Here is an 11,724-nt window from a genome sequence, read left to right as displayed (position 1 = left end):
GATCCCTTAAATTATGGAAGCGTACATGTAGATAAAAAAGGAACTTAATAAAGATATGCTCACCTTTCCTTATATAAATCCTGTTGCATTTTCAATAGGTCCATTACAAGTTCATTGGTACGGATTAATGTATCTGATTGGTTTTGTAAGTGGTTGGCTACTTGGTCATTGGCGCGCAAAGCACTACCAATTGGATTGGACCTCGGAACAAATCAGTGATTTAATCTTTTATGCAGCCCTCGGCGTCATTATTGGCGGCCGCGTTGGCTATATGCTTTTTTATAATTTCCCTGAGTTACTTCATGATCCCTTGTCCTTATTTAAAATCTGGCAAGGCGGCATGTCTTTTCATGGCGGCTTACTTGGTGTCGCTCTTGCACTGTGGCTTTTTTCTCTCAAAAGTAAAAAATCGTTTTTGGAAATAGGAGATTTTATTGCGCCGCTGGTGCCCATAGGCTTAGGTGCTGGACGTATCGGTAACTTTATTAACGGTGAGCTATGGGGACGGGTTACTGACATGCCTTGGGGGATGGTCTATGGCCACGTAGACAATCAACCTCGTCATCCTTCAGAGCTTTATGAGTTTGGTCTGGAAGGAATTGGGTTGTTTCTTCTTGTTTGGATTTATGCACACAAACCTCGTCCGGTTGGTCGGATATCCGCTGTTTTTTTAATGGGGTATGCAGTGTGTCGTATTATTGCTGAGTTCTTCCGACAACCGGATCCGCAATTGGGCTATATTGCCTTCGGATGGTTGACTATGGGACAAATTTTATCTATTCCCATGCTCTTGCTGGGATTTTGGTTATGGTGGGCTAAACGATGAAAACTTATTTAAACTTGTTAGAACATATTTTACAACACGGCGCCCAAAAAACAGACCGAACAGGCACAGGGACCTTATCGGTTTTTGGTTATCAAATGCGCTTTGATTTACGCCAAGGGTTTCCTTTAGTTACGACCAAAAAATTACATATGCGCAGTATCGTGCATGAATTACTCTGGTTTTTGCAAGGGGATACCAATATCACCTATTTAAATGAAAACGGAGTTACCATATGGGATGAATGGGCTGATAGTCATGGTGATTTGGGGCCGATTTATGGCAAACAATGGCGAAGTTGGCCAACAGTTGATGGCCGCACCATTGATCAACTCAGTGACGTCATCCAACAAATTAAAACCAATCCTGACTCCCGCCGCCTACTGGTCAGCGCTTGGAATGTTGGCGAACTGGATCAAATGGCGTTAATGCCCTGCCATGCCTTATTCCAATTTTATGTCGCCAATAAAACGCTTTCTTGTCAGTTGTATCAACGCTCTGCTGATGTATTTTTGGGCGTACCTTTCAATATTGCATCGTATTCACTGCTTACCCACATGGTTGCTCAGCAATGCAATCTCAATGTAGGTGATTTTATCTGGACTGGCGGAGACTGCCATTTGTATCTAAACCATTTAGAACAGGCACGCACACAATTAGCCAGAGAGCCCCTGCCCTTAGCTACCTTAAATATCAAACGAAAACCGCAATCGTTATTTGAATATGTTTATGATGATTTTGAATTCTTAAATTATCAATCGCATCCGGCAATCAAAGCCCCAATTGCTGTTTAAAAATACCCTTGTAGCCTGGGTGAAGCGCAGCGAAACCCGGGGTATAACCGAATTTCAGAAATTCCCAGGTTTCGCTGCGCTTCCCCCAGACTACAATTCTGCATTAAAAAGTTTGCGGATCTCATCAGGTAAAGGCACGGATTTATTTTGGGTATAATCTACCCAAACAATTTTACAACTGCCTTGTGCCATCAGGATTTCGTCCTGATATAGATCATGATCCATCATCATGCTGGAATTTCCAAGGCTGTGTATTTTGGAATGTAAAGTCACTGTTGCAGGATAAACTACCGGTTTTAAAAAGGTACACGCAACATGAATCACTACTGGACCCGTTTTTCCAGTCATTCTAATATTAATCTCTCTTAGCCAGTCAATACGTGCTTCCTGAAAATAATCAAAATAGCGGGCATTATTCACATGTCCCAGTGCATCCATATCACCCCAGGCAATGGGAAAAACTTTTTTATGTACTTCAACCTTTGAGTCAGTCATTTTCTCTATCTCTCCATTATCCTAGAAAAAGCAGCAGTAACCGTAGCGAGCACATTAAAACTGAACGTTTTAACTGCTTTTCTAGGGTTATGATAAATCCATAGGATCTACATCAATATTCCAACGCACCCCATTCCCTAATTTATTTCCTGCCAGCCATTCACGCAATTGTGTTAACGAGCTTTTAAGAGTTTTTCTTGAGGGAGACTTAAGTAACAACTGCATGCGATACTGATTGGCTTTCCGAGGCATAGGAGCAGGCGCTGGCCCCATTGCTGTAATGGAATGTGTTACGATTTGCTCCTTGGCTGCATGTAAAAACCTTAATACACTCCCTACTGCTTTCCCTTGTGCCCTAATTACAGCCAGATAGTGAAAAGGGGGCAGTTGGGCTTTTTGGCGAGTAGTTAATAAAGCATCGGCGAATTCATTATATCCTTGCTGAATCAATAAATTCAGTAGCGGATGATCAGGCACGTGGGTTTGAATCAAAACCTGACCTGCTTGCTCTGCCCGTCCTGCCCGCCCTGAAACTTGCATTAATAATTGTCCTAAATGTTCTAGGGCGCGAAAATCCTGATTATAAAGCCCAGCATCTGCATCCAGAACAACAACCAAAGAAAGACGAGGGAAATGGTGTCCTTTCGCTAACATTTGTGTGCCGACGATTAACTGCGCCTTGCCCTTATGGATTTGCTCCAAATGTTCATCTAAAGCATTTTTTTTGCGCACGGCATCGCGATCGATGCGCACGACTTCCGTATCTGGGAAGTATGCACTTAAAAACTCATGGATGCGTTGTGTCCCTGCTCCCACAGGTATCAATTCCCTGCTGTTACAGCTGGAGCACCGATCAGGAGTTTTTTGGGTCAACCCGCAATGATGACAAATCATTTGTCCTAACTGTTTATGGAGCGTCAGATGGCTGTCGCAAGCGCGGCAATCAGCCATCCAACCGCATTGGTGGCATAACAGAACAGGAGAAAAACCACGGCGATTAATGAAAACTAAAACCTGATTCTTTTTGAGCAAATGTTCTTTAATTACGTGTAGGGTAGTAGTAGCCAAACCATGTTGAAGTGATTGTGAACGTAAATCAACTAATTGATAGTGCAAAGGAGTTGTCGAGAGTGCTTTATGAGTTAAATGCAACACCGTATATTTTTTTTGCATGACGTTGTACATGCTTTCCAAGCTAGGGGTTGCTGAGCCCAGAATAATGGGTATATTCGCTAAATGGGCACGCATTAACGCGCTATCCCGCGCTGAGTAACGCACCCCCTCCATTTGCTTTAATGACGAATCATGCTCTTCATCAATTACAATTAACCCTAAGTCAGGCATAGGAGTAAAAATTGCAGCCCGGGTTCCTATCACCATTTTAACCTTGCCTTCTTTTGCCAGTTGCCAAGCGACTTGTCTTTCTGATTCATTTAAGCCGGAATGAATCACCGCGATGGGATGTTTAAAACGTGCGGTAAATCGTGATACTAACTGCGGGGTTAATCCTATCTCAGGCACTAGAATCAAAACTTGTTTTTGTTGTTCGAGCACCTTAGCAATAACGTGCAAATAGACTTCTGTTTTTCCACTTCCTGTAACCCCCTGCAATAAAAAGCACTGATATTGATGCAGCGCCTCTGTAATTGCAGCCACAGCCACAGCTTGCTCAGGATTCAGCATTAATGGAAGCGATGGTGAAGTATTTGCTTTTTCTGGCAGTATCATTTGCTGGGATAAAGAAAGAATTTGTGCGGCAAGCAGAGTGCAGAGTTGGCTTGAATTAAATCCTTTTCCCGTCAAACAATGTTTGGCAACCGGTTCTTTTTGAGTACTCAAGAATTCGACCAGTTCAAGTTGTTTTCGTGCACGAGCAGGAATAAGCTTTTTGGCCTCATCGAGAGGCAATGCTAATTGATAAAAATCGCCCATAGGTAATTGGCAAAGCTGTCCCAATCGATATTTTTTAGGTAAGGCGAGCGGCAATACTTCAGACAAAGGCGATTGATAGTAACTCGCGATCCACGAACATAAAGTTAAAGTCTCTGGGGTAATTAATGGTTGCTCATCAATGATTGCATCAATGCTTTTTAATGATGCAGCATTATATGAGGGTTCGCTTTTACCAATGACTAAACCCAAGCGTGTTTGTTTACGAAATGGAACCCAAACACGCGCACCGATGCAAGGGGTAACTTCTTCTGCTGCTGCATAATCAAAAAAATCACGGTGTGTATGGGGGATACAGACGTGGTAAACGGTCTTTCCATTTTGCTCATTTTCCGGTGCTGTGTTCCCACCTTCCCGAATCTTTTCCAAGGATGTATCGGTAGAAAGTGGCAAAAGGGAGCGCCCCATAGGATGAGCGTGATCGTTTTTATTCATTCGCTCTTTGCCATTGATGACTGGCTGATTGACCTGGAGCAGAAAAAACCTTCACCAAAACCGTATCAATGCGATGCCGATCCAATTCTGCTTTATCTTTAATGAGCTCATGCACAAACCAACGCGATAATTCTTCAACGGTAATATTGGTTACTGGCAATAAAGTCACGTCTTCTTTTAAAAAGGGAATTTTTTTGTGGTTAAAGGTAAAATAATAATATTCCTCATCCTCAGCATATTCCAGAAAAGGGGAAAATTGCGGCATCAGGAATGTTTGATTTAAATAACGGCATAATTTATGAATACGTTCTTTATAATAACGATAATCAAACGTCATCCCATTTTCTTCAACCCAAGTAGTGAGTGCCAAATAAACCCCATACATATGCCCATGTAATGGCTCTCTTTCTGTTGCAGAGAAAATAGTAGTGTGGCCAGCAGAAAATTTCATGGACTCTTTTTGTAATTCCACTGTGGTCAGGTATTTTTTTCTGTTCATAAACTCACTCGTTTATCATTTAATAGAAATCCGTTTAAGGAAATTTCCACATTCTTACTCAGCGCGATTACTTTAAATAACTCCCCCATTTCACTCGGGAGGGTAAGCTGTTTTATCGCTTGTTTTGCTTGTACTTGGTCCAACTCACTATCCAAGATATTGATTAAGCTTAGCAAACCGTTAGCCAGCAAAAAAGAGGCTTGATTTGTAAATCCCGCAATATGAAAACCAGCTTGCTGTCCTGCTTCTGCAACATGCGTAAAATCCACATGCGCAGTTATGTCTTGCTCCCCAGGATGCAATAAAGGATCTGGATGACTTTGATGTTGATAATGACACATTAAAGTCCCTTGATTACGATCAGGGTGATAATACTCATGGCGAGGGAATCCATAATCAATCAAAAACACTACGCCTTGTTTTAACATGCGATAGTTATTCATGATCCAATCATCAATAAAAAGATTCACCTCAGAAAGATAAGGAGTATTAGGCAACGATAATCTGTTATTAATATAATCGAGCAATTGCTGATTATGACATGGTTTAAATAGTTCTGTTAATTGTTGTTGTTCATTCAAAGCGATATAACTTTCCATAATGCCTTGTTCTGTTTTCATAAAACGGTGTACAGGCATGGCATCCAACACCTCATTTGCTAGAACCACTCCATTAAAAGGAGTTTCCGGCCAACGATCAAGCCAGGTAACCAAGTGCGCTAAATGAGGGATTTTTTGTGCAATCAGTTCGCGTTGACGATGGTATAAATTAGCGCTGACTTCCAAAATATAATAGGCCTCTGGCAAAGAATTATGTTCTGCTAGATGTTCTAAGAGAGCAACACAAAGAGCGCCTGAGCCTGCACCAAATTCGAATAACACGGGAGACTCAAGCTCTTTTAATACTTGCTGACACTGATTCGCAAGCGTTTTGCCAAATAAAGGAGTGAGTTCTGGAGCGGTAATAAAATCACCGTGTTTCCCTAGTTTTTGCAGCCCAGAACTGTAATATCCTTCACCAGGAGCGTACAATGCAAGTTGCATGAATTCTACAAAGGGAATGGCCTGGCGTTCAGTCAATAATGCGTGCAGGGTTTGTATTATACTCATAATTAATTACTTAAAAAGTGTAGCCTGGGTGAAGCGCAGCGAAACCCGGGAATTCTTTGTTACTAAATCCTGGGCTACGCTCGGTTTCTCCAGGATAATTTTAGAATAGGAAACATACCTTGAATCCGACAAACAAACAAGAAGTGAAAGTTGCTTTAGTCACTGGTGGTGCGCGCCGTATCGGCGCAGCTATAGTCCAAAAACTACATGCAGCAGGATATAAAGTCGTGATTCATTGCTATCATTCATTGCAAGAAGCCCATAATCTTGCCGCTGATTTAAACGAGCAACGACCAAACAGCGCCTTTGTTCTACAAAGAGAATTATCTGAAACGTGCGCCGCAGCTGAAATAATGACTGCAGTTCAAGATTGGGCTGGACGTTTGGATTTATTAGTGAATAATGCCTCTGTTTTTATCCGCACTGAATTTACTGCGTTTGCTGAAACGGATTGGAATGAGCTTTTTGATATCCACGTGAAAGCCCCTTTCTTACTGAGCCTCGCAGCGCGTCCTTTATTAGCGAAACACTCAGGAGTCATTATCAATGTTAGCGACACCCATGCAGAAAAACCACTGAAAGAATACTCTGTTTATTGTCAAAGCAAAGCCGCTTTGGAAATGCAAACAAAAAGCTTAGCACGTGAATTTGCTCCTGAAATCAGGGTTAATGCAATTGCTCCAGGCGCCATTATCTGGCCTGAGCACGCCAATGCTCTAACTCCAGAAATACAAGAAAAAATTATTGCGAAAACACTACTAAAAAAACATGGCGATCCCGAATACATTGCTCAGGCCATTTTAGCTTTGGCTGAAAATCCTTATATTACCGGTCAAATACTCAAAGTGGATGGGGGAAGAAGTTTACTTAATTAATACTACAAATAGTGCACCTCTAATTGATTAACGAAATCATTTATTTAATAATGGATGAAACCAACAACAAGGATAAGTTGTCAATTTATGAAAAAAATAGCACTCCTTACATTTATTACCCTGAATATCAATACGGTACAGGCTGGTACCATGGGAGAAGTATGCAATCCCGATAATGTAACCGTTCCCTGTCCATGCAATGCCTGGGAGATAGGTATAAGCGCTTTATATCTACAGCCAAACACTAATTCAGACCTGCTAAATCCTATCTTGGCTTTACCTGATGGCAAGTTTCGTACCATTAAGTCCTCTTGGGATTGGGGTTTTTTGCTGGAAGGAGGCTATCATTTTAATACGGGAAATGACCTTAATGTAAATTGGTTACACTTCAATGAAAATCACTCTGGTAGTGTTACTCTTTTTGATACAAACCCAGATACGCCAGCTATTAGTCAGACTACTAATTTGAGATTTGATACGCATCTTGATGTTGTCAATCTTGAATTGGCACAAATGAGCCATTTCGGCAAAAAAACAAATCTTCGTTTTTATGGTGGAGGACAATATGTCAACGCCAAGATTAAGCGTGCTGACTATGAGTTTGAAGTAACTGATTTCGAACCCACCAATACTCTTTTTCAAAAATCAGTAACTCATACTAAATTCCAGGGCGCGGGTCCTCGCATTGGGTTGGACATGTCTCATGACCTAAAATATGGTTTTGCCATATTTGCTCAAAGTGCTACCTCCATACTCCTTGGTGAAAGAAAGGCAAAATTATCTGGAGCAAACATAAGCGGCCCCAATGTTAATCCTTTTAGTGTGCAAGCCAAAGGAACCCATATTATTCCCGAATTAGAAGCGAAACTAGGAGTAAGCTATCAATGGTATGCCCGCAGCGGACAATTTAGCTTAATGGCCGGCTGGATGTGGCAACATTATCTTGATATGTTTCTCCTGCCTCCGGGAGGAAACGCTAATCCCGCAACGATTGTAACTCAGAATGATTTCTCTCTGGATGGTCCTTTTATCAAAGGAAAATGGGTTTCTGGATGTTAAAGTACTTTAATAAGTGCAATAGCCCCTTTTTCCAATCATTTATATCCTGCCCCCACGACGTGTTCGCTGGGGGTGCCAGGCGTTCATGAATGGACGCCAGAGCGGGAGGCAGGGGGTGAGCTATTACATTTTGTCTTCATAAGTCAGTGGGAATCCTGTTTTTCCTTCTTCTGATTGCATCGTTTTTGTTTAAAGGAACAAGTGATTATTCCATTTTACTGATCAGCTACGGCCTTATGCTTGTTGCTCTAATAAGCTCTATTTCCTTTGCTTGGCCCTCCAAATTAATTCAATGCACTACATTAACATTTTGGCTGATTATCTGGCTTGTCTGGGTAACTCTTTTACCTCTGCTGGGCTGGGTTCCAGATACCACTTTTTTCGGCGTTTTTCAATGCTCAGCCTGGATATTTGGCTTTGTTTTATTTAATGGGAATCGCTTCCCTGAGTGGTTATGGAATAATTTCCTCAGAGTGCTCTGGATATTGGGTTTGGTTTGTGCCATTTATGCTTTAATTCAGCTCTTAGTTAAAAATGCAATGCCTGCTGGTTTTTTTGCAAGCAAAAATACTGCCGCCGCCTTTTTCATGATGGTTGACCTATTATTAATGGGGAAATTCTTTACGCTAAATCATCCTGAATTAATTGCAATAAACCAATCCAAAGTACAAAAAACGATAAAAAACATTGCTCTTTTAATTAGTATTTACATAATAACATTTGCATTATTCGCTGCGTTAAGCCGCGGTGTGATTCTTTGTTTTATTTTCTTTGCTGCACTAGAAATTGCTTTGTGTCGTCACGCAATAGAAAGAAAAAATATTTATCAATTATCAGCAATTCTGGTTCTGGCTTTAACTACATTGTATCTGTTTGCTCAACCTGCCATACAACATCGGTTGGATTTACTTGCTCATGAGAAATCACGTCTGGTTATTTGGGAAGGTGCGTGGCACTTATGGCAAGCGACCCCCTGGTATGGCCTAGGCATTTTCAATTTTAAACAGTACTACCCCGCGTTTAGTTTACCGGGTGATGGTTCTAATCTCGAATATGCGCACAATGACTTTTTACAATTATTAATTGAAACAGGCATTCCAGGTATTGTTATTCTGCTTGGAATTATGGTGACATGCGTCGCCTATTTAAGACGTTACCTAGCGCACCAAGATAAGAATCCTATCGCCTGTATCCAGGGTATTGCCTGTTTTGCCGCACTAGGTTCTTTAGTGTGTCATAGTTTTATTGATTTTAATTTCTATGTATTTCCCATGAATCTCCTCATAGGATGTTGTTTAGGATATCTTTATTATTTCTTTAAAAAAGAAGGCTGTATTAGAATTTATTCATTATCTTCTGGCAAAAGCATTTGGATTCTACAAAGTAGCCTAGTGGTTTTTCTCTTGCTCATAAGCAGCTACTTCATTCGTTTTTTAATCCTAGAACACTATATTGGAAAAACTGAGGCTGCACTTCAAGCAAAACAATTTCGTAAAGCAGTTAATTACAGTAACCATGCATTAAAGTCATTTCATTTTGTTGAAATTCAAAGCCTCCAAATAGATGCTTACCTGCAATTGATTCAACAAACAACATCGGATTACTTGCGTCGTTACTGGACGGAAAAAGCGGTGGCTGCTATTAATCAAACAATAATCATGAACCCTTATTTTGCCCATTCTTATTTTCAAATGGCATTGTTGCAAAGCTTAATCCTTAATGAGCCCCGGGAAGCCGAAAAATATTTTCTTAAGACGTTAAAAAATAACCCGCATTATTGTTTGGCTCGGCTTACTTTTGTCCAATTTTTAATAGGGCAAAATGAACTGCAGCCGGCGCAGGAAGTTTTAGAAGCCGGTCTTCATTATCCTATCCCTCCAGAATACATAGAGCTTTATCTCAATTATCTGGCCAAACTTCGTTTTAAAAACGGCGATCAGGAAGGGGCTAAGAAAGCAGCTGAGCGACTACAGCATCTCATTGTTTATAATCAAGATTATAGTGATTTGCTTTAAATTTTAATCTCCATAATCGAGACTAGACATCGGGAGGTAACGCGTGCAAAAAGCTGTGAATTTTATCTAGAGAATCCACTTGATAAAAACGATTGAGTAATGATGCATCAAGCAATTTACCAAAATAGTATCGGACTAAAGATTTACTTTGCAATATCGATTTATATTCATCTTCTAATATTGCCAATTCGTGTAAGTGATTCATAAATAAATTAATTTTTTCGGTTAAACGCACAACCACACGCTCTTGTTGCAGTAACTCCTGATAAAGCCAAGGCTTACCACTTCCAGCACGCGATATCATATAAGCGTCACAACCGCTTATTTCTATTGCTTGGTGTAAACTGCGAACATCATGAATATCTCCATTGGCAATCACTGGAATAGAAACGCTTTGTTTGATTTTGGCGATTTGGTGTAAGTCGGATGCAACATCATAATCATCTATCCAACGTCGACCATGTACAATCAGTGCATCTGCGCCTGTATCTTCAATTTTTTCCGCCAAAAGAAAATCCTTTTCATTACCTTGAATCCGAATTTTTATGGTTAAAGGAATAGTAATCGCAGCACGTACTTCTTGAACGATGCGCACTAACTGTTCTGGTTCCTCAAGCAAAGCACTTCCTGCTCCTTTCTTACGTATTTTAGGTTTGGGGCAGCCACAATTTATATCAATAATATCCGCACCATTGAATTGCAATTGCTGTGCTGCTTGCGCCAATATATGAGGTTCAGTACCTGCTATTTGATAGGCCAGGGTTTGTTCTTGGGGTGCTCGATAAATATAACGTGAGTTTGCAGCATGTTTATGAAGAATATCTGTTGCAGAACTCATTTCAGTCACGCAATATGCAGGCGCCCGATAATGATTAAATAATGTTCTAAATGGGGCGCAGCTGTAACCTGCTAAAGGCCCTTGGATTAACCGATTAGGCAATGTTAAAGAACCTATTTTCAAAGAACTGTTAATAAAAGCGTGCATCAATTTAATTCATGGATATAATGAGGGCCAATTTTAACATACTTGAATCTAGAAAAAGTAGTTTGAGTTCTACTACGCAAGCTAAGAGATCCGAACCTGCTCGATTTTTCTAGGTTGAATAGAAATCGAATCAAACAGGAAAACTCCTTTATGGACAAACGTTATTTATCCCCTTTGGAAATGCTCAATATTGCAACACAACATGCCTATGCTGCTGATTATTTATTACAGCAAATCACCGACTGGACATACAGACAAACGGATCCACTCAGTGTGTTAACCCCAGTAACCTCGTTAATGTATCAAGCCTTTCAACTAACATTGAAAGCTTATTGTTTGCATGAACACCGTCCAGTCAAAGAGCATAAAAATCTTATGGAGCTGGTTGAGTTAAATAGCCATTTAGGATTTTCTCACCAAGAAATCGTTTTATTAAAGACCCTGGCAAAACAACAGGTTTTCCTTAAGGGAACTGATTATGATTTATGGGAAAATCAGCAGCAATTTCATGTTTTTTGTGAACAGATTCTTTCTCTCTATCAGAAATTACAAATGATGATGCCACTAGAGCTTCACCCTGACTATCAGCAATAATGTAGAGGTTGTCATTAAAAGCAAGCCAGGTGTCAATTTAAAACCCCAAAGAGAAGATGAGCTCGCCTTCGCATGACAACATATATCATTG

At 40.5% G+C, this 11,724-nt stretch carries 11 protein-coding genes; 6 read left to right on the top strand and 5 right to left on the bottom strand.

Annotated elements, in window-relative coordinates; all coding sequences use genetic code 11:
- Positions 1-55 precede the first annotated feature (55 nt).
- The gene (gene lgt, locus DY223_RS00725; RefSeq protein ID WP_058458304.1) at positions 56-826 is read left to right on the top strand and encodes a prolipoprotein diacylglyceryl transferase; all 771 of its coding nucleotides are present in this window, start codon (positions 56-58) and stop codon (positions 824-826) included.
- Positions 823-1,617 (top strand): thymidylate synthase, encoded by a 795-nt coding sequence (gene thyA, locus DY223_RS00720; protein WP_058458303.1) that lies wholly within the window; start codon positions 823-825, stop codon positions 1,615-1,617. The genes lgt and thyA overlap by 4 nt, the downstream gene beginning before the upstream one ends.
- A gap of 90 nt (positions 1,618-1,707) precedes the next feature.
- Here thyA and DY223_RS00715 read toward each other — a convergent pair whose 3' ends face one another.
- The 4 genes from DY223_RS00715 to DY223_RS00700 all read right to left on the bottom strand — a co-directional run bounded on the left by DY223_RS00715 (position 1,708) and on the right by DY223_RS00700 (position 6,105).
- The gene (locus DY223_RS00715; protein WP_058458302.1) at positions 1,708-2,112 is read right to left on the bottom strand and encodes an acyl-CoA thioesterase; all 405 of its coding nucleotides are present in this window, start codon (positions 2,110-2,112) and stop codon (positions 1,708-1,710) included.
- Between the two features lie 87 nt (positions 2,113-2,199).
- A complete protein-coding gene (locus DY223_RS00710) occupies positions 2,200-4,497 on the bottom strand; it encodes a primosomal protein N' (RefSeq protein WP_058458301.1) in 2,298 nt (765 codons plus the stop codon).
- Positions 4,490-4,996, bottom strand: a complete 507-nt coding sequence (locus DY223_RS00705) for a 6-pyruvoyl trahydropterin synthase family protein (protein ID WP_058458300.1) — start codon at positions 4,994-4,996, stop codon at positions 4,490-4,492. The genes DY223_RS00710 and DY223_RS00705 overlap by 8 nt, the downstream gene beginning before the upstream one ends.
- The gene (locus DY223_RS00700) at positions 4,993-6,105 is read right to left on the bottom strand and encodes a class I SAM-dependent methyltransferase (protein WP_058458299.1); all 1,113 of its coding nucleotides are present in this window, start codon (positions 6,103-6,105) and stop codon (positions 4,993-4,995) included. Before DY223_RS00700 ends, DY223_RS00705 begins: the two co-directional genes overlap by 4 nt.
- 119 nt (positions 6,106-6,224) lie before the next feature.
- Here DY223_RS00700 and DY223_RS00695 point away from each other — a divergent pair, with 119 nt between their 5' ends.
- From DY223_RS00695 to DY223_RS00685, 3 genes are all read left to right on the top strand, one after another.
- The gene (locus tag DY223_RS00695) at positions 6,225-6,980 is read left to right on the top strand and encodes a pteridine reductase (protein ID WP_058458298.1); all 756 of its coding nucleotides are present in this window, start codon (positions 6,225-6,227) and stop codon (positions 6,978-6,980) included.
- An 87-nt stretch (positions 6,981-7,067) separates the two neighbouring features.
- Positions 7,068-8,039, top strand: coding sequence for an Lpg1974 family pore-forming outer membrane protein (locus tag DY223_RS00690; protein WP_058458297.1), 972 nt, complete (start codon positions 7,068-7,070; stop codon positions 8,037-8,039).
- Positions 8,040-8,224: 185 nt separating this feature from the next.
- Entirely contained in the window at positions 8,225-10,054 is a 1,830-nt protein-coding gene (locus DY223_RS00685) for an O-antigen ligase family protein (protein WP_235810465.1), read from the top strand.
- 22 nt (positions 10,055-10,076) lie between these two features.
- Here the strand turns inward: DY223_RS00685 and DY223_RS00680 are convergent, their stop codons facing one another.
- Entirely contained in the window at positions 10,077-11,039 is a 963-nt protein-coding gene (locus tag DY223_RS00680; protein WP_058458296.1) for a tRNA dihydrouridine synthase, read from the bottom strand.
- Between the two features lie 150 nt (positions 11,040-11,189).
- Between DY223_RS00680 and DY223_RS00675 the strand changes: the two genes are divergently transcribed.
- Positions 11,190-11,633, top strand: a complete 444-nt coding sequence (locus DY223_RS00675) for a hypothetical protein (protein ID WP_058458295.1) — start codon at positions 11,190-11,192, stop codon at positions 11,631-11,633.
- Positions 11,634-11,724 lie beyond the last annotated feature (91 nt).

It is taken from the genome of Legionella bozemanae, assembly GCF_900450575.1.
Lineage (GTDB): Bacteria > Pseudomonadota > Gammaproteobacteria > Legionellales > Legionellaceae > Legionella > Legionella bozemanae.
This window is presented reverse-complemented; position numbering and strand designations above follow the sequence as displayed.

Bases quoted from the DNA above. Each gene is read 5' to 3' on its own strand.
- DY223_RS00690 (WP_058458297.1), top strand. From the start codon at position 7,068: ATGAAAAAAATAGCACTCCTTACATTTATTACCCTGAATATCAATACG.
- lgt (WP_058458304.1), top strand. From the start codon at position 56: ATGCTCACCTTTCCTTATATAAATCCTGTTGCATTTTCAATAGGTCCA.
- DY223_RS00675 (WP_058458295.1), top strand. From the start codon at position 11,190: ATGGACAAACGTTATTTATCCCCTTTGGAAATGCTCAATATTGCAACA.
- DY223_RS00705 (WP_058458300.1), bottom strand. From the start codon at position 4,996: ATGAACAGAAAAAAATACCTGACCACAGTGGAATTACAAAAAGAGTCC.
- DY223_RS00700 (WP_058458299.1), bottom strand. From the start codon at position 6,105: ATGAGTATAATACAAACCCTGCACGCATTATTGACTGAACGCCAGGCC.
- DY223_RS00715 (WP_058458302.1), bottom strand. From the start codon at position 2,112: ATGACTGACTCAAAGGTTGAAGTACATAAAAAAGTTTTTCCCATTGCC.
- DY223_RS00710 (WP_058458301.1), bottom strand. From the start codon at position 4,497: ATGAATAAAAACGATCACGCTCATCCTATGGGGCGCTCCCTTTTGCCA.
- thyA (WP_058458303.1), top strand. From the start codon at position 823: ATGAAAACTTATTTAAACTTGTTAGAACATATTTTACAACACGGCGCC.
- DY223_RS00680 (WP_058458296.1), bottom strand. From the start codon at position 11,039: ATGCACGCTTTTATTAACAGTTCTTTGAAAATAGGTTCTTTAACATTG.